This window comes from Massilia sp. GER05 (genome assembly GCF_052056005.1).
Classification (GTDB): domain Bacteria; phylum Pseudomonadota; class Gammaproteobacteria; order Burkholderiales; family Burkholderiaceae_D; genus Telluria; species Telluria orientalis.
Window position 1 is genome coordinate 1,976,046 of record NZ_CP178858.1, and the last position, 22,715, is coordinate 1,998,760.

At 67.3% G+C, this 22,715-nt stretch carries 22 protein-coding genes and 2 tRNA genes; 10 read left to right on the forward strand and 14 right to left on the reverse strand.

Translation table 11 applies throughout. From position 1 onward, the window contains the following. Nucleotides 1-137 precede the first annotated feature (137 nt). Both ACL58G_RS08945 and ACL58G_RS08950 read right to left on the reverse strand, forming a co-directional pair. A complete protein-coding gene (locus ACL58G_RS08945) occupies nucleotides 138-767 on the reverse strand; it encodes a Vgb family protein (protein WP_413382323.1) in 630 nt (209 codons plus the stop codon). Nucleotides 768-776: 9 nt separating this feature from the next. Further along, nucleotides 777-1,997, reverse strand: coding sequence for a helix-turn-helix domain-containing protein (locus tag ACL58G_RS08950; protein ID WP_440966385.1), 1,221 nt, complete (start codon nucleotides 1,995-1,997; stop codon nucleotides 777-779). 85 nt (nucleotides 1,998-2,082) lie between these two features. On the opposite strand from ACL58G_RS08950, the gene ACL58G_RS08955 reads away from it, so the two are divergent. Both ACL58G_RS08955 and ACL58G_RS08960 read left to right on the forward strand, forming a co-directional pair. Next, entirely contained in the window at nucleotides 2,083-2,853 is a 771-nt protein-coding gene (locus ACL58G_RS08955) for a DUF899 domain-containing protein (protein WP_440966387.1), read from the forward strand. Nucleotides 2,854-2,855: 2 nt separating this feature from the next. Further along, nucleotides 2,856-3,440, forward strand: coding sequence for a copper chaperone (locus ACL58G_RS08960; protein ID WP_440966388.1), 585 nt, complete (start codon nucleotides 2,856-2,858; stop codon nucleotides 3,438-3,440). On the opposite strand, the gene ybaL is transcribed toward ACL58G_RS08960, so the two are convergent. Both ybaL and ACL58G_RS08970 read right to left on the reverse strand, forming a co-directional pair. After that, on the reverse strand, nucleotides 3,417-5,108 hold the full coding sequence (ybaL, locus tag ACL58G_RS08965) for a YbaL family putative K(+) efflux transporter (RefSeq protein ID WP_440966390.1): 1,692 nt from the start codon (nucleotides 5,106-5,108) through the stop codon (nucleotides 3,417-3,419). The two genes, ACL58G_RS08960 and ybaL, sit on opposite strands and share 24 nt — an antisense overlap. 126 nt (nucleotides 5,109-5,234) lie before the next feature. After that, a complete protein-coding gene (locus tag ACL58G_RS08970; protein WP_413341208.1) occupies nucleotides 5,235-5,870 on the reverse strand; it encodes a TetR/AcrR family transcriptional regulator in 636 nt (211 codons plus the stop codon). A 94-nt stretch (nucleotides 5,871-5,964) separates the two neighbouring features. On the opposite strand from ACL58G_RS08970, the gene ACL58G_RS08975 reads away from it, so the two are divergent. Genes ACL58G_RS08975 through ACL58G_RS08995 form a run of 5 tightly spaced genes read left to right on the forward strand, consistent with a single transcriptional unit; the run spans nucleotide 5,965 to nucleotide 11,095 of the window. Further along, on the forward strand, nucleotides 5,965-7,146 hold the full coding sequence (locus ACL58G_RS08975; protein ID WP_440966392.1) for a lipid-transfer protein: 1,182 nt from the start codon (nucleotides 5,965-5,967) through the stop codon (nucleotides 7,144-7,146). Between the two features lie 10 nt (nucleotides 7,147-7,156). After that, entirely contained in the window at nucleotides 7,157-8,278 is a 1,122-nt protein-coding gene (locus ACL58G_RS08980) for an acyl-CoA dehydrogenase family protein (RefSeq protein ID WP_440966394.1), read from the forward strand. Continuing rightward, a complete protein-coding gene (locus tag ACL58G_RS08985; protein WP_440966396.1) occupies nucleotides 8,278-9,438 on the forward strand; it encodes a CaiB/BaiF CoA transferase family protein in 1,161 nt (386 codons plus the stop codon). The genes ACL58G_RS08980 and ACL58G_RS08985 overlap by 1 nt, the downstream gene beginning before the upstream one ends. 19 nt (nucleotides 9,439-9,457) lie before the next feature. Next, the gene (locus ACL58G_RS08990) at nucleotides 9,458-10,756 is read left to right on the forward strand and encodes a DUF445 domain-containing protein (protein WP_440966398.1); all 1,299 of its coding nucleotides are present in this window, start codon (nucleotides 9,458-9,460) and stop codon (nucleotides 10,754-10,756) included. A gap of 12 nt (nucleotides 10,757-10,768) precedes the next feature. Next, nucleotides 10,769-11,095 carry a putative signal transducing protein gene (locus ACL58G_RS08995; RefSeq protein ID WP_413382347.1) on the forward strand — a complete coding sequence of 109 codons (327 nt, stop codon included), beginning with the start codon at nucleotides 10,769-10,771 and terminating at the stop codon, nucleotides 11,093-11,095. Nucleotides 11,096-11,098: 3 nt separating this feature from the next. On the opposite strand, the gene ACL58G_RS09000 is transcribed toward ACL58G_RS08995, so the two are convergent. Further along, nucleotides 11,099-12,268: a mandelate racemase/muconate lactonizing enzyme family protein gene (locus ACL58G_RS09000; RefSeq protein ID WP_440966400.1), complete on the reverse strand. Its 1,170-nt coding sequence runs from the start codon at nucleotides 12,266-12,268 to the stop codon at nucleotides 11,099-11,101. A 92-nt stretch (nucleotides 12,269-12,360) separates the two neighbouring features. On the opposite strand from ACL58G_RS09000, the gene ACL58G_RS09005 reads away from it, so the two are divergent. Then, on the forward strand, nucleotides 12,361-13,260 hold the full coding sequence (locus ACL58G_RS09005; protein ID WP_440967992.1) for a LysR substrate-binding domain-containing protein: 900 nt from the start codon (nucleotides 12,361-12,363) through the stop codon (nucleotides 13,258-13,260). A 52-nt stretch (nucleotides 13,261-13,312) separates the two neighbouring features. On the opposite strand, the gene ACL58G_RS09010 is transcribed toward ACL58G_RS09005, so the two are convergent. From ACL58G_RS09010 to ACL58G_RS09030, 5 genes are all read right to left on the reverse strand, one after another. Next, nucleotides 13,313-13,389 (reverse strand) — tRNA-Met (locus ACL58G_RS09010). Nucleotides 13,390-13,468: 79 nt separating this feature from the next. Further along, nucleotides 13,469-13,545: transfer RNA gene (locus tag ACL58G_RS09015), tRNA-Met, on the reverse strand. A gap of 86 nt (nucleotides 13,546-13,631) precedes the next feature. Further along, a complete protein-coding gene (gene miaA, locus ACL58G_RS09020; protein ID WP_440966402.1) occupies nucleotides 13,632-14,585 on the reverse strand; it encodes a tRNA (adenosine(37)-N6)-dimethylallyltransferase MiaA in 954 nt (317 codons plus the stop codon). Nucleotides 14,586-14,593: 8 nt separating this feature from the next. After that, nucleotides 14,594-16,558 carry a DNA mismatch repair endonuclease MutL gene (gene mutL / locus ACL58G_RS09025; protein ID WP_440966404.1) on the reverse strand — a complete coding sequence of 655 codons (1,965 nt, stop codon included), beginning with the start codon at nucleotides 16,556-16,558 and terminating at the stop codon, nucleotides 14,594-14,596. Nucleotides 16,559-16,660: 102 nt separating this feature from the next. Further along, the gene (locus ACL58G_RS09030) at nucleotides 16,661-17,575 is read right to left on the reverse strand and encodes a peptidylprolyl isomerase (RefSeq protein ID WP_440966405.1); all 915 of its coding nucleotides are present in this window, start codon (nucleotides 17,573-17,575) and stop codon (nucleotides 16,661-16,663) included. A gap of 181 nt (nucleotides 17,576-17,756) precedes the next feature. Here ACL58G_RS09030 and ACL58G_RS09035 point away from each other — a divergent pair, with 181 nt between their 5' ends. Together ACL58G_RS09035 and ACL58G_RS09040 are read left to right on the forward strand one after the other, a co-directional pair. Continuing rightward, on the forward strand, nucleotides 17,757-18,401 hold the full coding sequence (locus ACL58G_RS09035) for a VTT domain-containing protein (protein WP_056130107.1): 645 nt from the start codon (nucleotides 17,757-17,759) through the stop codon (nucleotides 18,399-18,401). Nucleotides 18,402-18,549: 148 nt separating this feature from the next. Beyond that, on the forward strand, nucleotides 18,550-19,617 hold the full coding sequence (locus ACL58G_RS09040; protein WP_440966406.1) for a carbonic anhydrase: 1,068 nt from the start codon (nucleotides 18,550-18,552) through the stop codon (nucleotides 19,615-19,617). 12 nt (nucleotides 19,618-19,629) lie between these two features. Here ACL58G_RS09040 and ACL58G_RS09045 read toward each other — a convergent pair whose 3' ends face one another. From ACL58G_RS09045 to tsaE, 4 genes are all read right to left on the reverse strand, one after another. Continuing rightward, on the reverse strand, nucleotides 19,630-19,860 hold the full coding sequence (locus ACL58G_RS09045; RefSeq protein WP_413382367.1) for a hypothetical protein: 231 nt from the start codon (nucleotides 19,858-19,860) through the stop codon (nucleotides 19,630-19,632). 105 nt (nucleotides 19,861-19,965) lie between these two features. Then, nucleotides 19,966-20,799, reverse strand: coding sequence for a D-hexose-6-phosphate mutarotase (locus ACL58G_RS09050; RefSeq protein ID WP_440966408.1), 834 nt, complete (start codon nucleotides 20,797-20,799; stop codon nucleotides 19,966-19,968). Nucleotides 20,800-20,836: 37 nt separating this feature from the next. Next, nucleotides 20,837-22,252, reverse strand: a complete 1,416-nt coding sequence (locus ACL58G_RS09055) for an N-acetylmuramoyl-L-alanine amidase (protein WP_440966410.1) — start codon at nucleotides 22,250-22,252, stop codon at nucleotides 20,837-20,839. Continuing rightward, nucleotides 22,216-22,704, reverse strand: a complete 489-nt coding sequence (tsaE, locus tag ACL58G_RS09060; RefSeq protein ID WP_413382376.1) for a tRNA (adenosine(37)-N6)-threonylcarbamoyltransferase complex ATPase subunit type 1 TsaE — start codon at nucleotides 22,702-22,704, stop codon at nucleotides 22,216-22,218. Before tsaE ends, ACL58G_RS09055 begins: the two co-directional genes overlap by 37 nt. Nucleotides 22,705-22,715 lie beyond the last annotated feature (11 nt).

The following is a 22,715-nucleotide window of genomic DNA, read 5'->3' on the forward strand; positions in this document are numbered from 1 at the left end:
GCAGCGGTACGAGAGTACAGCGAGCATCGCAGACGGAATCTGCAACGCGTGGCAGGTTTTTCGACGTGCCCGGTTGTTTGATGGTCTTGAGGTGATACTCAAGTTAATGCGGCGGACAGCGATGTCCGCCGTTTTTTTTATTCGGGCTTTTGCACGACGCGGATCTTGCCGCTGCCTCCACCGCCGCAATAAAAACGGTCGATGCCGTCGGACTCGAGACCGGATACCAGCACGCCGGGCGGCATGTCGACGGTTTGCAGCACGTCGCCCGTGCGCGGATCGACCCGGCGCAGATCGCTCTGTTCGTTTTCCCAGGTCGCGTGCCACAGCTCGCCGTTCAGCCACGTCACCCCCGTGACGAAGCGCTTCGATTCGATCGTGTGCAGGATCGCGCCCGTCTCCGGATCGAGGCGGTGGATCTTGCGCGCGCGGTGCTGGCCGATCCACAGCGAGCCTTCGGCCCACGTAAGGCCCGCGCCGCCGCCTTCCGGCGTCGGGATGCTCGACAGGACCGTGCCTGTAGCCGGGTCGATCTTCTGGATGCGGCTGTCCGCGATCTGGTACAGGTAGCGGCCGTCGAAGGCCGTGCCTGCATGCGCCTGGACGGCCAGTGAGCGGCGCAGTTCGCCGCTGGCCGGATCGACGGCATTCACGTGGTCGCCGGACGCGAACCACAGTTGCTTGCCGTCGAAGGAGACGCCGTGCACGCCGGGCTTGTTGTCGTAGGGTCCGTATTCGCGGACGATGTGGGCGGTTGTCGTTTTCATACGGTCATTCTAGGGAACGCCGAGTGCGGCCGGGAGTAACAAAGTTGTCGCGAAACCGGGCAGCGGCAGCATCGACCAACGGCGCGCGCGGCCCTGGCCGAACGCCTGGATCTTGCCGCTTCCCGCCAGCGCTTCCAGCGAACGCTGGATGGTGCGCTGGCTCGCGCCCAGTGCCAGCGCGAGCGCGGAACTGGACCACGCCTCGCCGTCCGCCAGCAGGGCCAGCACGGACGCGTGGTCGTCGTCGCCGGGCCGGACGAGCACGGCGACGTCGTGGCCATCGTGCGGCACCAGTTGAAAACCACGCGGCGTGGCGCGCACGCCGGCGACGCCGCGCAGTATCGTCCGCAGCCGGCCCATCTCGACGCGCAGGCGGGCGCGGTGCGTCTCGTCCGGATGGCGGATGCGGAAGGCGGCCAGGATCAACGTGTCGCGCGTGGCATCCTGCGGCCAGGCCTCGGCCAGCGTGCGGACCAGCGCGAACAGGACCGGGCGCCGGGCCAGCGGGATCGCCGTGCCGAGGTGGTGCACGGCGTTCAAACAGCCGTCGACGACCAGTGCCGTGGACGACATCAGCCGCTCCACCTCGTCGAGCAGTACATCGCGCGGGCCTTCCGGCGTGACGAGCCGCGCCGCCGGCGCATCGAGCAGGCGCGCGGCCCATTCGATCTCGGCGCCCAGCGCGGCGATGCCGGCGGCGCGCGCGTGGGCGTCCGCGCGGGCGAGCGCCGCGCGCGCCGCGTGGGCGCGCATGCGGCGCATCGCGATGCCGGCCGCGGTGAGCTCGTGCGCGGCACGCAGGGTGCGCGGCAGGCCGGCCGGGTCGAGCGCGGCCAGACGCTGCTCGGCGTCAATGAGGCGGCCCGTCAGCAGCAGGCGGCGGATCTCCAGGTAGCGGGCATGCGCGGCGTTGGCATGGTCGCCATGCGCGTCCAGCGTGCGCTGCGCATCGGCGAGCAGCGCCGTGCAGGCATCGAGGTCGCGCACGGCGAGGGCGATCTCGGCCTCGGCGAGCAGGCAGCGGGCGCGCGCCACGGCTTCGTTCCTGCCGAAACCGCGGGCGGCGCGGCGCACCAGCTGGCGGGCGCGCGCGAGATCGCCCAGCTGCGCCATCGCGATGCCGCGCAATGCGAGCGCGGGCGCGTCGTCACGCAGGGCGACGCGGGAGAGGGCGCCGAGCGGGTCGCCGTGTGCCAGCGCCAGGGCCGCCGCCGTGATCATCGAGTCCATCGGAATCGCGCCAAATTTGTCACTCTCGCAGGGTGGTAGGTCGTCCCTAATATAGCACCGCACCTTCAACCAACAGGAGAAAGCGATGAGCACTCATCAAGCGGGAACCCGGGACGAATGGCTGGCCGCACGCCTGCGGCTGTGGGAAGCGGAGCGCGAGCTCACGCACCGCAGCGACGAGCTGGCGCGCCAGCGGCAAGCGTTACCCTGGGTCCGCATCGACAAGGATTACCGCTTCGAGACCGAAGCGGGCAACGTGGCGCTGGCCGACCTGTTCCAGGGCCGGTCGCAACTGCTCGTCTACCATTTCATGTTCGGGGTCGACTATACGGCGGGCTGCCCATCCTGCTCGGCGATCGCCGACGGTTTCAACGGCATCGCCACGCACCTGGCCAATCACGACGTGCTCTTGACGTCCGTGTCGCGTGCGTCGCAGGCGAAGCTGCAGGCCTACAGGAGGCGCATGGGATGGACGTTTCCGTGGGCGACATCGCTGCCGGGCGAGGCTGACTTCAACGCCGATTTCAACGTCTGGTTCTCGGAGACGCAGCAGCGCGAAGGCGGCATCGAGTACAACTACCGCCGCGAGCCGCCGCTGCCGCTGCCGCTGCGGGACGGCACCGGCCCCGCGGCGCTGCAGGCCGTATCGACCGGCACCGACCTCGCCACCTACACGCGCGAGCGTCCGGGCCTGAGCGCCTTCGTGCGGGAAGACGGCGTCGTGTACCACACGTATTCGACGTACGCGCGCGGCCTCGACGCGCTGTGGGGCATGTACCCATGGCTGGACCGGGCACCGAAAGGCCGCAACGAAAAAGGCGTCTGGTGGCGGCGGCACGACGAGTATCCCGTGTGATCATGGGACGGATCCCGATGCCCGGCGGGTGGAGCATGGCGGCGATGTGGTTGCCGGTGTGCGGTCAGTCGTGGCTCGGCGCCGCCGCCGGTTTCATCGGGTTGTGGGCCGCGATGATGGTGCCGATGATGCTGCCGCTCGCCGTGGCGCCGTTGCTGAACTACCGCGCCACGCTGGCCGGGGAGGGAAGGGCGTTCCTGCTCACGGCGATCGCCGGCCTGGCTTGGGCCGCGACGTGGATGGCCTCTGGACTGCCCGTGTACCTGGCCGGTGCGGCCGTCGCGAGGGCGCTGCTGGCCATGCCCGCGCTGGCGCGCATGATGCCGGTGCTGGCCGCGGTGGCCGGCGTGGCGGGCGCCGTCTGGCATCTGGCAGCGTGGCGCCAGCGTCCGGTGCATCCGGGGCTGCCTGGTCCGCCCGTCTGCGCCGCGGCGTTGCGGCACGGCGCGTGCCTGGGGGCGCATTGTGTCAGGCGGTGCTCGGGCCTGACTGTCGCGCTGCTGGCTGCCGGCATCATGGAGCGCAGCACGATGGTCTGCGCAGTCGTCCTCGTGGCCGCGGAATCAGTGCGCCTGCGCGAGCGCTAACCCATCCAGCACGTGTCGCGTCATGCTGCGCGCCAGTTCGTGTTCGCCGACGAGCACCGTGCCGCCCGTCTCTTCGCGCAGCAGGCGCGCCTCTTCCTCGTTGTGCGTGCGGACCACGCAGCGGATCTCGGGATTCAGCGCCTTGGCCGTTTCGACCATCGCGCGCACGTGGAAGGTGTCCGGCGTCGCGATCACGAGCATCGACGCGCGCGCGATGTGGGCCTGGATCAGCACCGCCGGTTCCGCCGCGTTGCCCGCCACGGCAGGCTGGTCGCGCTTGCGCAGCTGGTCGACGATGTCGCGGTTCTGTTCCGCGACGACGTAGTGGATGCCTTCGCGGTCCAGCTCTTGCGCGATGCGCTTGCCCACGCGGCCGTAGCCGACCAGCACGACCTGGCCCGTCAGGCGCTCGTGCGTGACCGTCGTCGGCAGCTCGGCCAGCGGGTCGGGCGAGCGCGCCATCTTGCGCGCGTGGTCGGATTTCGCCAGCACCCAGTTCTGCAGCGGGCCGACCAGCTTGAACATCAGCGGGTTCAGGGCGATCGAGATGATGGCGCCCGCGAGGATCAGGTTCTGGCCCATCTCCGGCAGCAGGCCGAGCGAGATGCCGAGGGCGGCCAGGATGAACGAGAATTCGCCGATCTGCGCGAGGCTGGCCGAGACCGTGATCGCCGTGTTGAGCGGATAGCGCAGCGCCAGCACGAGGAAGAACGCGGCGAGCGATTTGCCGACCAGGATGATGGCGACGACGCCCAGCACTTCCAGTGGGCTCTCCACGAGTACGCGCGGGTCGAACAGCATGCCGACGGAGACGAAGAACAGCACGGAGAATGCGTCGCGCAGCGGCAGCGTCTCTTCCGCCGCGCGGTGGCTCAGCTCCGATTCGCGCAGCACCATGCCGGCGAAGAAGGCGCCCAGCGCGAACGACACGCCGAACAGGTGCGACGACCCGTAGGCGATGCCGACGGCCGCCGCGATCACGGCCAGGGTAAACAGCTCGCGCGAGCCGGTCTTCGCCACGCGCCACAGGAACCACGGGAACAGCTTGCGGCCCACGAGCAGCATGAACGCGATGAAGGCGCCCACCTGCAGCAGCGTCTTGCCGAGCGAGAGCCACAATGAGCCGCCTTCGCCCTTGCCGCCCAGCGGCCCCGCGAGCGCGGGCAGCAGCACGAGCACGAGCACCGTCACGAGGTCTTCCACGACGAGCCAGCCGACCGCGATGCGGCCGTTGAAGGAATCGAGTTCACCCCGGTCTTCCAGCGCGCGCAGCAGTACCACGGTGCTCGCGACCGACAGCGCGAGGCCGAACACGAGACCGGCCCCGAGATCCCAGCCCCACAGGTGCGTGAGGCCGATGCCGAGCAGGGTCGCCACCGAGATCTGCAGCACGGCGCCGGGCAGGGCGATGCCTTTCACTTCGAGCAGGTCGTCCAGCGAAAAATGCAGCCCGACGCCGAACATCAGCAGCATCACGCCGATCTCGGCCAGCTGCGACGCGAGATGCACATCGGCGACGAAGCCGGGCGTGGCGGGGCCGATGATGACGCCGGCAGCCAGATACCCGACCAGGGCCGGCAGGCGCAAGCGCACGGCCAGCATGCCGAACAGCAGGCCGAGACCGAGGGCGGCGGCGATGGTAGTGATCAGGCTGATGTCGTGCTGCATCCAGACTCCTTATTCGGTAGGGTCGGCGGCCCGCCGCCCACGCGCATGCGTGCGCAATCGCGCCGTCCGCGTGGGCACGGTGTGCCCACCCTGCGCAGTATACGCGACACGACGAATGAAGGAGGCTTACGGCACCGTGGCGAGATTCAATAACGCCTTGCGCACCGCCGCCCGCACGGCCATGAATTGTTCGCGCCGCGATTCGCGATCGAGCCGGAACAGCATCAATCCTTCGATCTGCGCCACCATCAGGATCGCGCGCTGCATGTACTCGTCGTCGGAGATGGCCGGGTTCAGCCCGCGGATCAGGTTGTAGACCGTCTTGCGCTCGCGCCCCAGCATGCGGTCCATCAGGCTCGACGCGAACGCGTTGCGCGACGCCAGTGCCCAGATCTCGAAGAACAGCGCGTGCGTGACCGGGTCCGTGATCTCTTCCAGGAACATGTCGGTCGTCGACAGGAACTGGTCCAGGCGCGGGCGGTCGCGCATCTCGGCCGAGATGCGGTCCATCTTGGCCTGGAATTCGTCCATCGTGGACAGCAGCGCCGCCTCCAGCAGGACGTCCTTGCTGTTGTAATAGTGCTGGACGTTCGACAGGGTCATGCCCGCCTCGGCCGCCACCTTGCGCATCGACAGTCCGGCATAGCCGTCCTCCGCGAGCAGCCGGCGCGCGGCCTGCAGGATCGCGTGCACGCGCTCCCACCCTTTTTCGGTCGTGAGAGAGGGTTTGTTGCGCAGGGTCTGGTCGATCGTTGCTTTCATGCCCGGCATTATCGCACGGCATGCTTTGAGAAGCAGGTCGGCTGACCTATAATCCGTCGGATAGGTCGGCTGACCTAATAAACAGGAGACGACGATGAGCCGCAAAGTCCATGTGACCGGCGTGGGGATGATCCCGTTCGCCAAACCGGGGGCGAGCGCCCCGTACCACGAGATGGGAGCCCTGGCCGCGCGCGCCGCGCTGGAGGATGCGGGCATCGGCTGGGAGGACGTCGAGCAGGCCTATGCCGGCTACGTCTACGGCGATTCCACCTGCGGCCAGAAGGCGCTGTACGGCGTGGGCATGACGGGTATCCCGATCGTCAACGTCAACAACAACTGCTCGACCGGCTCCACGGCCTTGTACCTCGCGCGCCAGGCCGTGCAGGGCGGGGCGGCCGACTGCGTGCTCGTGCTGGGCTTCGAGCAGATGAGCCCCGGCGCGCTGGCGTCCGTGTTCACCGACCGGCCCGCGCCGTTCGACGATTTCGACGCCGTCACCGACCGCCTCGTCGGCAAGCCCGGGATCCCGCTCGCGCTGCGCTACTTCGGCGGCGCCGGCCTCGCGCACATGGACAAATACGGCACGCCGCTGGAGGCGTTCGCGCGCATTCGCGCCAAGGCCAGCCGCCATGCGGCGAACAATCCACTGGCGCTGTTCCGCAAGGAGGTCAGCATGCAGGACGTGCTCGACGCGCCCGCGATCTGGCCCGGCGTGATGACGCGCCTGATGGCCTGCCCGCCCACGTGCGGCGCCGCGGCGGCCGTGCTGGTATCCGAGGAATTCGCGAAAAAGCGCGGCCTGCGCGCCGACGTCCACATCGCCGCGCAGGCGATGACGACGGACCGTCCCGGCACGTTCGATTCGGACGACATGATGCGCCTCGTCGGCTACGACATGAGCCGGGAAGCGGCGCAGAAGGTCTACGCGCAGGCGGGCATCGCACCGGACGACCTGGACGTCGTCGAACTGCACGACTGCTTTGCCCACAACGAGTTGATCACGTACGAGGCGCTGGGCTTGTGCCCGGAAGGCGGCGCCGATAAATTCATCCGCGACGGCGACAACACGTATGGCGGCAAGGTCGTCACGAATCCGTCCGGCGGCCTGCTGTCGAAGGGGCATCCGCTCGGTGCGACGGGCCTTGCCCAATGCTTCGAGCTGACGCACCAGTTGCGCGGCACGGCGGGCGCGCGCCAGGTCGAGGGCGCGCGCACGGCGCTGCAGCACAACCTGGGCCTGGGCGGCGCGTGCGTCGTCACGCTGTATCAAGTGTGAGGGGCGGGCGATGACGACGGAACTCGATACCTTCCGCGCCGCCGTGCGCCGCTTCGTGGCCGCGGAGGTCGCGCCGCACCAGCAGCGCTGGCGCGAGCAGCGGCACGTCGACCGCGCGCTGTGGAGAAAGGCCGGCGAACTCGGTCTGCTGCTCGCGGACGTCCCCGACGACTTCGGCGGCTCGGGCGGCACGTTCGCCCACCAGGCCGTGGTGTTCGAGGAACTGGCGTTGGCCGGCGACACCGCGTTCGGCCTGCACGTGCACGCGATCGTCGCGCACTACCTGCTGAACCACGGGACGGAAGAACAGAAATACAAATACCTGCCGCGCCTCGCGACCGGGGACATCATCGCCGCGATCGCGATGTCCGAACCGGGCGCCGGGTCCGACCTGAAAGGCATCCGCACGACGGCCGTGCGATCGGACCTGGGCTACCGGCTGAACGGGTCCAAGACCTTCATTTCGAACGGCTATCTCGCCGACCTGGTCCTCGTCGTCGCCAGGACCGACCCGGCCGCGGGCGCGAAGGGCATCTCGCTGATGCTGCTGGAGACGGCGAACAATCCGGGCTTCCGCGTCGGCCGCATCCTGGAGAAGATGGGGCAGAAGGGCCAGGACACGTGCGAGCTGTTCTTCGACGATGCCATCGTCCCCCCGCAGAACGTGCTCGGTGGCGAGGAAGGGCGCGGCTTCGCCCAGCTGATGACGGAGCTGCCGTACGAGCGCACGATCGTCGGGGTGGCGGGCGTCGCGTGCATCGAGCGTGCGCTGGACCTGACGATCGCGCACGCGCGCGAGCGCCGTGCGTTCGGCCAGGCGCTCATCGACATGCAGAACACGCGCTTCGTGCTCGCCGAGTGCAAGACCGAGGCGACGGTGGCGCGTGTGTTCATCGACCGCTGCGTCGACGACCTCGTCGCCGGCCGTATGGACACGGTGCGCGCGTCGATGGCCAAGTACTGGATCACGGACCTGCAGTGCAAGATCGTCGACCGTTGCCTGCAGCTGTTCGGGGGCTACGGCTACATGCTCGACTACCCCATCACGCAGATGTACCTGGACGCGCGCGTGCAGCGCATCTATGGCGGGGCGAACGAGATCATGAAAGAAATCATCGCCCGCTCGCTGTGATGAACAACGGACCTCATGGACCTCTCGCAGGGCTGCGCGTGATCGAACTGGTCGGCATCGGCCCGTGCCCGTTCGCCGCCATGATGCTGGCCGACATGGGCGCGGACGTGATCCGCATCGACCGCCAACCGGATCCTTCCGCGCCGAATCCGTACCCGACGCTGGGCACGAAATACGACGTGATGGCGCGCGGCCGCCGTTCGCTGGCGCTGGACCTGAAGCACCCGCGTGCACGCCAGCTGCTGCTCGACCTCGTGACGAAGGCCGATGCGCTCGTCGAAGGCTTCCGGCCCGGCGTGATGGAGAGACTGGGTCTCGGTCCCGACTTGTGCATGGAGCGCAATCCCCGGCTCGTGTACGGCCGCGTCACCGGCTGGGGGCAGACCGGCCCGCTGGCGCCGGCGGCCGGGCATGACCTTAACTACGTGGCGCTGTCCGGCATGCTGCATGCGATGGGAGACGCCGACCGGCCGCCGTCTCCACCATTGAACCTCGTCGGCGACTTCGGCGGCGGCGGCATGATGCTGGCGTTCGGCGTCGTCTGTGCCATGCTGGAAGCGCGGATATCGGGTCGCGGCCAGGTCGTCGATGCCGCGATGACGGACGGCGCCGCGCTGCTGGGCGCCATGATGTACGGCCTGCGCGCGCACGGCTCGTGGTCGGCCGCGCGCGGCGCGAATTTCCTCGACGGCGGCGCGCCGTTCTACGCCACGTATGCCTGCGCGGACGGGAAGTTCATCGCGGTGGGCGCCATCGAGCCGCGGTTCTACGCGCGGCTGCTGGCGTTGACGGGCGCATCGGATCCGGCATTCGCGCGGCAATGGGATCGCGAAGACTGGCCGGCGCTGAAGGAAAAATTCGCGGCGCTGTTCGCGACGCGCCCGCGCGACGCGTGGTGCGCGCTGCTGGAGGGGACGGACGTGTGCTTCGCGCCTGTGCTCGACATGGACGAGGCGCCGCGCCACCCGCACAACGCCGCGCGCAAGACCTTCGTCGATGTCGACGGCGTCACCCAGCCGGCGCCCGCGCCGCGCTTTTCGCGCACGCCGGGCCAGGCCGGGACCGTGGCCGCGCCGGGGCAGGACGGGGCGGCCATCCTGGCCGACTGGGGCTGGACGGAAGACGCCATCGCCACGCTGCGGCGCGACAATATCGTCTAGGCTGGGCTACGATGGCGGCATGGACACTTTGCCTTCCAAAGAACTCGAGCCTGACAAGGAACTGGAACTTCGGCAGTCCAAGCGCCTGGCGCTGGGCTTTTTCATCGGCGCCGCCGTGCTGTTCGTCGTCGCCCTTCTGCTGTCCGCCCGCTGGCCCGGCAACTGGTGGATCGGGCTGCTGAAGGCGTTCGCGGAAGCTGCGATGGTCGGCGCGCTGGCCGACTGGTTCGCCGTCGTCGCGCTGTTCAAGCGGATCCCGATCCCGTTCGTGTCGCGCCACACGGAGATCATCCCCGCCAATAAGGAGCGCATCGCGGATAATCTCGCCGCGTTCGTGCGCGACAAATTCCTCGACACGGATTCGATCGTGCGCCTGATCCAGCGCCACGACCCGGCGCAGAAGGTCGCGGATTGGCTGACGAAGCCGGAGAACACGGAACGCCTGGGCGACACGCTCGTGCGCGTGGCCGGCTTCGCGCTCGACGTCATCGAGGACGCGGCCGTGCAGGATTTCATCCGGCGTGCGGTGCACGGTGTGGTCAAGAGCGTCGACCTGTCGCAGGCGGCGGGCACGATCCTGGAAAGCCTCACGCGCGACGGCCGCCACCAGCAGATCCTCGACGAGGGGATCGATCAACTGGCGAACCTGCTGGCGAATCCGGAGACGCAGGATTTCATCGCGCAGGGCATCGTCGACTGGCTGCGCGACGAGTACGCGTTCATGGAAAAGATGCTGCCGTCGGAACTCATCGGCCGCAAGGGCGCGGACATCTCCGTGCGGCTCGCGGCCGGCATCCTCAAGCGCGTGAGCGAAGACCCCGAGCACCCGCTGCGGCGCCGCTTCGACGTCTTCACGCACGATTTCATCGAACGGATGAAGACCGACCCGGCCTTCATCGAAAAGGGCGAGGACATCAAGCGCCACCTGATCGGCGACGCCACCGTGAACGGCTACATCGGTTCGCTGTGGGGCGACCTGAAAGGCTGGATCAAGGCCGACCTGCACAAGGAGGATTCGGTGCTGCGGCGCCGGATCGTCGCGACGGGCGCGTGGATCGGCAGGACGCTCGCCGAGGATCCGGTACTACGCACGGCGCTGAACGAGAACCTGGAACTGGCGGCGCGCGGCGCCGCGCCGGAATTCGCTGGCTTCCTGACGCGCCACATCGCCGACACGGTGAAACACTGGGACAGTGGCGAGATGTCGCACCAGGTCGAAATCAACATCGGCAAGGACTTGCAATACATCCGCATCAACGGCACCATCGTGGGCGGATTGATCGGCGTCGTGCTGTACCTGTTGTCCGCGCTGGCCTGAAAGGAGCTCGTCATGCATGCATCGAACGAACCGTTGGACGGACTGCTGACCGGCGTCCCCGAACTGGCACGCCTGCCGGGCCGCGACCTGGTGGAGGTGGCGCGCTACCTGATCCCGCTCGAAGCGAACCTCGTGCAGGGTTGCCTCGTCGCCTCCGGCATCCCGGCCGTGCTGGCCGATGCCCACCTCGTGCAGACGGACATGCTGCTGGCACCCGCGCTGGGCGGCGTGCGCATCCTCGTCCCGGAAGACCACCTGCAGCAGGCGCAGGCCGTGCTGGAGGCGTTTGCGCGCGGGGAGTTCGAACTCGGCGAGGATGCGGACGTGAGCGGCGGCTGATTTCTACGCTCCGGATAGGTGACGCATCACCCGGATCAGGTCGGCCTTGCCCTCGAACCCGATGCCCGGCAGGTCCGGCATCGTGATGAAGCCGTCCTCCACGCGTACGCCGTCCGGGAAGCCGCCGAACGGCTGGAACAGGTCGGGATACGATTCATTGCCACCCAGGCCCAGGCCGGCCGCGATGTTCAGCGACATCTGGTGGCCGCCGTGCGGGATGCAGCGCGTGGGTGACCAGCCGTGCCGGCGCAGCATGTCGAGCGTGCGCAGGTATTCCACCAAGCCGTAGGAGAGGGCGCAATCGAACTGCAGCCAGTCGCGGTCCGGCCGCATGCCGCCGTAGCGGACCAGGTTGCGCGCGTCGTGCATCGAGAACAGGTTTTCGCCCGTCGCCATCGGCTTGTCGTAGTAGTTGCGCAGGGTGGCCTGCAGTTCGAAGTCGAGCGGGTCGCCCGCTTCCTCGTACCAGAACAGGTCGTAGCGCGACAGCGCCTTGGCGTAGGCGATGGCCGTGTCGAGGTCGAAGCGGCCGTTGGCGTCCACGGCCAGTTTCTGCCCGTTCTTCAGCACGGACAGCACGGCGTCGATGCGGCGCAGGTCCTCGTCCAGCGGCGCGCCGCCGATCTTCATCTTGACGACGTTGTAGCCGCGCTCGATGTAGCCGCGCATCTCGTCCTTCAGCTTCTCCAGGTCCTTGCCGGGATAGTAGTAGCCGCCGGCGGCGTACACGAACACGTTGCGGTGCGGGCGGCCGTCGCCGTAGCGGTCGGCCAGCAGCTGGAACAGCGGCTTGTCCGCGATCTTCGCGACGGCGTCCCACACGGCCATGTCGATGGTGCCGATGGCGACGGAGCGCTCGCCATGCCCGCCTGGCTTTTCGTTGGTGAACATTGCGTCCCAGATCCGGTGCGGATCGAGGTTGTCGCCCGCGTCGTCCAGCAGCGATGCCGGATCGGCCTCGAGGATGCGCGGGATGAAGCGCTCGCGCATCAACTTGCCCTGGCCGTAGCGGCCGTTCGAATTGAAGCCGTAGCCGACGACGGGCTTGCCGTCGCGGACCACGTCCGTGATGACGGCCACGAGACTCAGGGTCATCTTGCTGAAGTCGATGTAGGCATTGCGGATGGGGGAGCTGATGGGGAGTGTCTGTTCGCGGATCTCGACGATTCTCATGGCGGCCTCGCTGGCGTGTTGTTCAAGCGTGCAGGGTAAGTCCGCGCGGCCCTCTTATAATTCGCCGGGTGTGAATTGATTATTGAATGACGGTGAATACTGACGGCGCCTCCGAAATGGAATTCTTCGTGCTGGTCGCACGCCACGGCTCGCTGGCCGCGGCCGCCCGCGCCCTCGACCTCACGCCGCCGGCCGCAACGAAACGCCTGGCGCAGATGGAGGCGCGGCTGGGCGTGCGCCTCGTCAACCGCACGACGCGGCGGCTGTCGCTGACGAGCGAAGGCGAGACCTATCTCGCGCACGCGACGCGCATCCTGGCAGCGATCCGTGAGATGGAAGACGCGGTCGCGAGCAACCGCACCGCGCCGCGCGGCCTGTTGCGCGTGAATGCGAGCCTCGGGTTCGGCCGCACGACCATCGCGCCCATCGTCTCGGCTTTCGCCAAGCGTCATCCGCAGGTCGAGGTGCAGCTGGACGTGACGGACCGCCCCGTCGACCTGGTGGAAAGCGGCTACGACCTCGCCATCCGCTTCGGCGCGCTGCCGGATAAACGGCTGGCCGCGCGCCGCGTGCTGTCGAACCGGCGCTTCCTGTGCGCGTCGCCGCGCTACCTCCAGCAGCATGGCGAGCCGCAATCGCTGGCGGATTTATCTCGCCACCGCTGCATCCTGCACCGCCAGAACGACGACGCGTACGGCATCTGGCGTTTCAACGAGGGCGAGGACAGCGAGGTGGTGAAGGTGCACGGCGCGCTGTCGAGCAACGACGGCGACATCGTGCTGGGCTGGGCGCTGGATGGTCACGGCATCCTGATCCGGTCGGAGTGGGACCTCGCCAAATACGTCAAGAGCGGCCGGTTGCGTATCGTGCTGCCGCAGTACACCTTGCCGGCGGCCGATTTGTTCGTCTACTACCTCAACCGCAAGAACCAGGCGGCGCGCACGCGGGCGTTCATCGATTTCCTGGTCGAGCACCTGGGCGAGATGGGGTAGGCCGGAAATGGAAAAAGCCGCCGGCTCTTGCGAGCCGGCGGCTTTCCGAATCTGGTGGTGATAGGTGGACTTGAACCACCGACCCTAGCATTATGAATGCTATGCTCTAACCAACTGAGCTATATCACCAGCTGCATCACTGCTGAAACAAACACTTTTAAAGCAAAATGGCTCAGCCTTGAGTGCCAAGCCATTCCGCTTGAATCCTTGGTGGTGATAGGTGGACTTGAACCACCGACCCTAGCATTATGAATGCTATGCTCTAACCAACTGAGCTATATCACCAGAACGGGGTGCATTATGCCGTTCGGCCCCGGAAGTGTCAAGGCTACCCGCTCCGGATCACCCTGTCCAGCCTCGCACGAACCGTCTTACGCCCGCAACGTGGCCAGATGAGCAAGCATCTGCGGCGCCGGATCCGGCCCCAGGCAATCGATCACGATCCGCTCCGGCATCGCCCGCAGCCAGGTCAGCTGGCGCTTGGCCAGCTGGCGCGTGGCGACGATGCCCGTCTCGCGCAGCTGGGCGCGGTCGATCGTGCCGTCGAGGTATTCCCACGCCTGGCGGTAGCCCACGCAGCGCATCGACGGCAGGTTCGGGTTCAAATCGCCGCGCGCGCGCAGGCCCGCGACCTCGGCCACGATGCCGCTGTCGTCGCGCTTGCCCAGCATCTGGTCGAAGCGCAGCGCGATGCGCTCGTGCAGCACGGCGCGGTCCGATGGCTCCAGTGCGAACGGTACGAGGTCGAACGGCAGTTCCTGCTTCTCGCGGCGCGCGAGCAGGGCGGACATCGGCTTGCCCGACAGTTCAAAAATTTCCAGCGCGCGGTTGATGCGCTGGGCGTCGTTTGGCGCGAGGCGGTCCGCGGTGACCGGATCGACTTCGCGCAGCTTCGCGTGCATGCCGGGCCACCCGATGCGCGCGGCCTCCGCGTCGAGGCGCGCGCGCACGTCGGCATCGGCCGTGGGCAGGTCGTCCAGGCCGTCGTTCAGGCCCTTGAAGTACATCATCGTGCCGCCGACGAGCAGCGGCAGCCGGCCGCGCGCCTGGATCTCGGCGACGAGCCGGATCGCGTCTTCGCGGAACTGCGCGACGGAGTAGGCGTCGAGCGGATCGATGATGTCGATGAGGTGATGCGGCGCGCTCGCGAGTTCCTCGGCCGACGGTTTTGCCGTGCCGATGTCCATGCCGCGGTAGACGAGGGCGGAGTCGACCGAGATGATCTCGACCGCGATTTCCTTGGCGATGGTGAGCGCCGCTGCCGTCTTGCCGGACGCGGTCGGGCCCATGATGGCTACCGCCAGCGGTTTGTGTTGCGATGTCATCTGATGCTTTACTGGCCGCGCAGGAACAGCTTGTCGAGCGCGGCGATTTCGAGTTGGACCCAGGTCGGGCGGCCGTGGTTGCACTGGTCGGCGCGTTCCGTCGCTTCCATCTGGCGCAGCAGGGCGTTCATCTCGGGCTGCGTGAGGATGCGGTTCGCGCGCACGGCCGTGTGGCAAGCGAGGGTGCCGAGCAGTTCGTTGCGGCGCTCGATCAGCACGCGCGAGCCGCCGAATTCGCGCACGTCGCGCAGCACGTCGCGCGCGAGCGTTTGCGCGTCGGCGTTCTTGAGGAGCGTCGGCACGGCACGCACGGCGAGCGTCGTCGGCGACACGGCCGCGATGTCGAAGCCCAGCGCCTTCAGCGTCTCGTGTTCTTCCTGCGCGGTGCCCACTTCGATGGCGTCGGCGAAGAACGTCACGGGGATCAGCATCTGCTGCACCTGCATCTGCTCGCCGCCGGCCTGGGCATCGAGCGCGTTCTTCAGCTGTTCGTACAGGATGCGTTCGTGCGCCGCGTGCATGTCGACGAGGACCAACCCTTTGCGGTTCTGCGCCAGCACGTAGATGCCGTGCAGCTGGGCCAGTGCGAAGCCGAGCGGGAAGTCGTCGTCGGACGCGGGCCTGGTCGTTTCCGGCAGCGGCGCTTCCTGCACGCCGGGCGGTTGCACGGGTTTCGGCGCGCCGGTGAACAGCGCGCCATAGTCCGAGGTGCGTTGCGGGACGCCGGCGCCCGTCGGCGCATCCCAGCGGCTGCCGGGCGGGAACGGGGACGGCGAGAACGTCGATGAGGCGCGCGAGCCGCCGCCGCCCGAGCCGCCCGAGCCCGAGGTCCAGGCGGGCGACGCCAGCTGCGACCCGAACGACGTCTGCTCGTGCGGACGGCGCCAGGACGGCGTGTCACCCAGCGACGTGGACGACGGCGTGATCTCGGCGGCGCTCACGGGTGCGGGCGTATCGCCGTGCGCGGTCGCCGACGTCTTGGCCAGCGCGCGCTGCACGGCGTGGAACACGAACTGGTGGACGGCGCGGCTGTCGCGGAAGCGCACTTCGATCTTCGACGGGTGCACGTTCACGTCGACCATCGCCGGGTCGAGTTCGAGCGCGAGCACGTAGGACGGGAAGCGGTCGCCGTGCAGCACGTCCTCGTACGCGGCTTTCACGGCGTGGACGAGCAGCTTGTCGCGCACGAAGCGGCCGTTGACATAAAAATACTGGCTGTCGGCGCGCGCCTTCGATGCCGTCGGCAGGCCGACGTAGCCGTGCAGACGCAGCGGGCCGGCACTCTCGTCGAGCTGCAGGCGCGCCTCGGCGAAGTCGCCGCCGAGGATCTGCGCGCTGCGCTTGGCCGACTCGCTCGTGTTCCAGTGGTCGATCGTGCGGCCGTTGTGGGTCAGGCTGAACGACACGTCCGGCCGCGCCAGCGCGATGCGGCGCACGACTTCGGCGCAGTGGCCGTATTCGGTCTGCTCGGATTTCAGGAACTTGCGGCGCGCGGGCGTATTGAAATACAGATCCTGCACGTCGATCGTCGTGCCGAACGGACCGGACGACGGCGACACCGTGCCCTGGTGCGAGCCGACGATCTCCCACGCATGCGCGGCGCCGTGCGTGCGCGACGTGATCTTGACGGCGGCGACGGACGCGATCGACGCGAGCGCCTCGCCGCGGAAGCCGAGCGTGTTCACGTTCTCGAGGTCGGTCAGCGACGCGATCTTCGACGTCGCGTGACGGGCCAGCGCGAGCGGCAATTCCTCGGGTGGGATGCCGCGGCCGTTATCGGTAATGGCGATGCGCTTGACGCCGCCTTCCTCGAGCCGGACCGTGACCTGCGTGGCGCCGGCGTCGAGCGCGTTTTCCAGCAACTCCTTCACCACCGCCGACGGCCGCTCGACGACCTCGCCGGCGGCGATCTGCGAGATGAGCTGGTCGGGAAGTTGCTGGATGGGGCGGTGGGTGGGGGCCGGGGCGTTCATCCGTAAATTATAGCTCGCGGCAAGCCCCGAAACCGGTGGCGTTTGATTTTTCCCAAACCGGGGTCAGAGCCCGACTTGAGGACATTGATTGACAGAATATCTTTAAAGAAGTTGCCAAAAACCGGGCTCTGACCCCGGTGTTACCGGTGTTACGACCTTGGTCCACGGGCCGCCGCGGTTGCGCTGGGCGTCCAGGACGCTCTGGTAGACCGCGCTCTCGGTGCGCATCACTTCGAAACGGCTGCGCTGGTCCGCCGGGACGTCGGCCGCCACCTTAACCGATGCGATCGGCACGTTCATCTCCGGCTTGTCGTAGAACCCCATCGGCGCGGGGCCGCGCGGCAGGGCGGATAGTTGCGGCATGCCGGAGATCACGCGGCCCACCACCGTGATGTTGCGGTCGAGATGGCGCGCCGGACCGATGACGGCATACAGCGCCGTGCCGCCGCCGCTGTCGGCATCGTTGTCGCGGCCCACGCCGACCATGCCGTAACAGTGCGCCAGCCAGGTCTCGCCCGTCTTCGGATCGCGGCCAACGGGAAAGCCGTTCGAATGGCCGACCTGGGGCGCGTAGCCGTCGACGTCCTTCATGCGCGTGAAATGGGCGTCGTTCCTGAGGGGGACCGTAAATTCCGCCTTCAGTGTCTTCCGCGCACCTGTGACCGGACGGGCGTTGTCGTTGTCTTCATTCGGATCGGCCCATTGCACGACCCAGTTGTCCTGCACGCGCACGACGGCCAGCCCGTCGAAATAATGCTCGCGCACGAGGGCCTTGATGTTCTTCACGTGGTTCGGCGCGAACGTCGGCGCCAGTTCGATGACGACGCGGCCAAACGGGAGTTCCATGTACAGCGTGTTGTCCGGGTCGAGGGGCCGCCAGTCGGAAGGTTTCGATGCCTTGACGATGTCGGCGACGCCGGGCTTCGGCGGGAGTTCCCTGGCGCCGGCCGTCGCCGCGAAGAGGGCGCAGGTGGCGGCGAAAATCGTGTGCCGGAAGGGGAAATAGGCCTTCTTCAATGTCGTCTCCTTGCCGCTTGTGGCGGGCCGGGGTCGTGGGTGGTGTGATGACAATTGTAATCTGGAAAATAATAGAATTAAAACATTTTGCCGACGAAGAAAATTCGCGGTGAAGATGAGCCGGCGGCCATTTTCGGGGGCGGACTGATGGTATGATTCGGCGCTACCATTTAGGAAAATTATGGATCTGATGCAATTCTTCGACATGATTCTTCATGTCGATAAGACCCTCGGAACATTGCTGGCGCAATACGGGGTGTATGTGTATGCCGTGCTGTTCGCCATCGTGTTCTGCGAAACCGGCCTCGTGGTTCTGTTCTTCTTCCCCGGTGATACCCTCCTGTTCATTGCCGGCGCCTTCTGCGCCACCGGCGAGATGAGTTATGCCTTGCTGACGCTCCTGTTGATCGTGGCGGCGGTGACGGGCAATACCCTCAACTATTACATCGGCGGGGCGATCGGGCATCGCGTGTTCACGCACGATTACCGCTGGCTGAACAAGGACGCCCTGCACCGCACCCACGAATTCTTCGAACGCCATGGCGGCAAGACGATCATCCTGGCCCGCTTCGTGCCCGTCGTGCGCACGTTCGCACCGTTCGTCGCGGGCATCTCGGACATGACCCATGCCCGCTTCCAGATGTACAACGTCACGGGCGCCGTGGCGTGGGTGGTCAGCCTGGTGACCGGCGGTTACTTCTTCGGCAATATCCCGGTGATCCGCGATCACCTGACGATCATCGTGCTGGTGGGTGTCGGCGCGGCCGTCGTGCCGCTGGCGCTGGGCGGGCTGTACAAGGTCGGACGGCGCATGATGAGCCGCTGAAGCCCGACAATGTGATCACATGAAACGCGCCGCATGACGGCGCGTTTTTTATTTGCGGCGGCTATTGATGCACGGAATTGTTCCTCAGGCTCAAGTTTACTGTCGGTCACGCCGATAATGCAGGAGAGAGTAACACTACTGGATTCCCATGCGTACCCTGATCGCCCTGTTCGCTTGCAGCTGCGTCGCCCTGAGCGCAAGCGCCGCGAACGATCCCGCCGCCGCAGCGGCAGCCAGGCTGGCGGCTTCCGTGTCCCGTCCGGCCTCTGCCATGGTGCCGGCCGCGACGAAAAAGGCCGAGCCCGCCGAAAAGAAAGCCGAACCGAAAGCCGAACCGGCCGCGAGCGCCAGCGCGGCCAGCGAGGAAGATGCCGAGGTCGAGCTGTCGGCCAAGATTGCCCAGCGCCTGGCCGCGCTGCGCGAGCGCCAGCAGGCCCGCGCGACGGCCGCCGCGCGCGCGAAAAAGCTCGCCGATGCGAAGCGCAGGCAGGAGGAGCAGGCCGCCGCCGCGGCGGCCGCCGTCGCCGCCGCGCCGAAGCACGGCACCGTGTGGTCGTATGAGGGCGAGCTGGGCCCGGCGAACTGGTCGAAGATCAATGTCGACTGGGCCAAGTGCGGCACCGGCAACCGGCAGTCGCCGATCGACTTGCGCGACGGCATCAAGGTCAATCTCGAACAGATCAGCTTCGATTACCACCCGTCGTCGTTCAGCGAGGTCAACAACGGCCACACGATCCAGGTGACGGTGGGCGGCGGCAATTTCATCACGGTCGGCAACACCGTGTACGAATTACAGCAATTTCACTTCCACCGTCCGTCGGAAGAAAAGATCAACGGCAAGGGCACGGAGATGGTCATCCACCTCGTGCACAAGAGCGCCGAAGGCAAGATCGCGATCATCGCCGTGCTCCTGGAGCGCGGCCAGCCGCACCGCCTGATGCAGACGATCTGGGACAACCTGCCGCTGGAAAAATTCGACACCGTCTCGCCCTCGATCGTGATCGACCCGACCGACGCGCTGCCGGAGCGGCGCGAGTATTTCACCTACATGGGCTCGCTGACGGAACCGCCGTGCACGGAAGGCGTGCTGTGGATGGTGTTCAAGCAGCCGATGCAGGCGTCGCCGGCGCAGATGGCCCTGTTCTCGCGCCTGTATCCGCTGAACGCGCGGCCGGTCCAGTCGACCGCGGGCCGCTTGATCAAGGAATCGAACTGAGCGCCAGCGTGCTCAACGCCAGCGGCGGCCACCGCCACGGTGCCCATGCCAGCCACGGCCGCCACGATCGTATTCGTGATAGCTGAAGTCCAGCGAGACGGGCGGTCCGACATATGCGGGGCCGTAGCCGCCTGGATAATAGGGCGCGTCATAGGCCGCATAAGGCGGCGCATAGACGGCGCAGCCAGACAGGGCGGACCCCGCCGCCAGCACGAGTGCCAGCCGTTTCACCAATGTATTCATTGTGTGTCCTCCCATGCGTGTAGCCTGTAGTTTAGGCCGCATGGCGAGGCGCACCGCGCATTTTTTGCTACAAAATGAAACGCCGGCACATGCCGGCGTTGTCGTTCATCCTGCCTGGACGACGGCCCGGTACGTCCCGCGCCAGATCCCGCCCGGCTCCAGTTGCTGCGGTCGGGCGGCCGCATCCCCCAGCAGGGCAGGTTCGATGCAGACGAAGCGGCGGTATTCCTCGTCTTCCATGTCGGACAGCGCCGCCGCGTCGGCCGCGCCCGGGTTCCACACGACGGCGTCGTTGAAGCCCGTCTGCTCCAGCGTCACCTTGTCCGCGCCCGTGTCGAACGTGATCGCGCCCGCGATGCGTTCGAACACCTGGTCGAGCTTGTCGGTGATGGCGAGCGTATCCGCCTGCACGCCGTCGATGCGCACGGCTTCCACGTCTTCGACGAGGTGGTACGTGTGCAGCGCGGCGGCGAACGGGAAGGTCTGCGTGCCGGTGTTGCGCACGTCGAGCGACATGTCCAGTTGCGCGCCGCGCACTGCCACGCGCAGCTGCAGTTCGAAGGCGTACGGCCACGCGGCTGCCACTTGCTGCGGCAAGTCCGAGGCACTCAGTCCCAGCACCGCGAACGCTGCGCCATCCGCTTCGCCCTGGTCGAGGACGCGCCAGGTCGACACGCGCGCGAAGCCGTGGCGCAGGCCGGTGCCGCGTTCGGCGAATTGGGGAAAGATGACGGGCACGCCGCCGCGGATCGCCTTCTGGCCGTCCAGCGCGGACAGGCTGCTCATGAACAGGCGTTCCTGCGCGGGCCCGCCGGCCGTGGTGACGGCTTTCCACGACACCAGGTGGGCGCCGTACAACGTGATGGTCGCCTCGGCGCCGTCCGGCGCGCGAAGTTGCAGGGCGGGCAATTGCCCGAAGTTGATGGTCGTTGCGCTCACGAGAATCCTCCTCAGGGGGACGCCCGCGGGCGTCCCATTAAGTCATGCGGCTCTTTGCCAGCGGCGGATTGTACGCGAAGTAGCGCTTGATGCCTTTCGTGATCGCGTCGGCCAGCTGGTTCTGGTAGGCATCATCCTTCAGCCGCGCTTCCTCTTCCGGGTTGGAGATGAATGCGGTCTCGACGAGGATCGAGGGGATGTCCGGCGCCTTCAGCACGGCAAAACCGGCCTGTTCGACCACGCCGCGGTGCAGGCGGTTGATGCCGCCGATTTCCGTCAGCACGGCCTTGCCGAGCTTCATGCTGTCGTTGATCTGGGCCGTCTGCGACAGGTCCATCAGCACGCTCGCCAGCTGCCTGTCGTGGCTGGCGAGATTCACGCCGCCGATCAGGTCGGCCTTGTTCTGGTCGGCCGCCAGCCAGCGCGCCGCGCTCGAGCTGGCGCCTTTTTCCGACAGCACGAACACGGACGAGCCGCGCGCCGTCGGCTCGACGAACGCGTCGGCGTGGATCGACACGAACAGGTCGGCCTGCACCTTCCGCGCCTTTTCCACGCGCTGGCCGAGGGGGACGAAGAAGTCGGCGTCGCGCGTCAGCATCACGCGCGTGTTCGGCAAGTCTTCCAGCTTGGCCTTCAGGCGCTTCGCCACCGCGAGCACGATGTCCTTCTCGTGCACGCCCGTGGTACCGGTCGCGCCGGGATCCTCGCCGCCGTGGCCGGGGTCGAGCGCGATGGTGACCATGCGCGCCACCTTCTGTCCCGGCGCGGCCTTGGCGGGCGCGTGCGGCTGGGCCGGTTGCGGCGTCGTCGGCTGCGGCTGTGCGGGCGTGGAACCGGCGCGGGCGGCATCCGCTTCCAGCTTGGCGATGGCGTCCGGCCCGGCCTGGCCGACCGTCGGCTCGCCCGGCTGCACGGCCGGGGTCGGCGTGGCGGGGGCCGCGTCCGTCGTCCAGTTTTCCTTGGCGATCATGGTCGCGAGCGGGTCGACGGGCTTGACGGGATACAGGTCGAAGATCAGGCGGTGGTGATAGCCGGCGATGGGCGCCAGGTTGAACACCTGCGGCTTGACCTCTTCCTTCAGGTCGAACACGAGGCGCACGACGTTGGGCCGGTTCTGGCCCACGCGCACCTGCTTGATGTACGGGTCGTTCGATTCGATCTTGGCGACGAGGCTTTTCAGCGTGTCGTTCAGCGCGAGGCCGTCGATGTCGACGACGAGGCGCGGCGGATCCGGCACCATGAAGTGCGTCGTCTTCAGCTCGCCGTCGTTTTCCAGGGTGACGCGGGTGTACTCGTCGGCCGGCCACACGCGCACGGCCATGATCTGGGCGGCGGATGCCGTCAGCGGCGCGACGACGGACAGCAGCAGCGTACCGCCGGCCTTCAGGATCGTGCGACGCGTCAAGGAACCGGGAATCAGGGAGTCGGGGGGTAGTGCAGGCGTTCGAGGCATAGCAGGCCCAAGTCGGACAACGCCTGCAATTCTACCTCACGCCCGCGACCGCTGACCTTAAGCAACACTTTAACGTCGGGCGGCGGCAACACCGGCTCTCCCTTTTCCGGCCATTCGACGATGCAGATGTTGTTACCGTCGAAATCTTCGCGGAACCCCGCGTCGAGGAATTCCTCGGGGCTGGACATGCGGTACAGGTCGTAGTGGATCAGGTTGACTTGTCGGCCATCCAGCTCGATGCGGTACGGCTCCGACAGCGTATAGGTCGGGCTCTTGACGGCGCCCTTGTGGCCGGCCGCGTGCAGCAGGGCGCGCGTGAGCGCCGTCTTGCCGGCGCCGAGGTCGCCGTGCAGGTAGATCACGAGGCCCGGGCTCAGCGCGCGAGAGAGGGCGGCGCCCAGGGCCTGCGTGGCCGATTCGTCGGGAAGATAGGCTGTAAGTTGCTGCTGCATCGAATAAAATA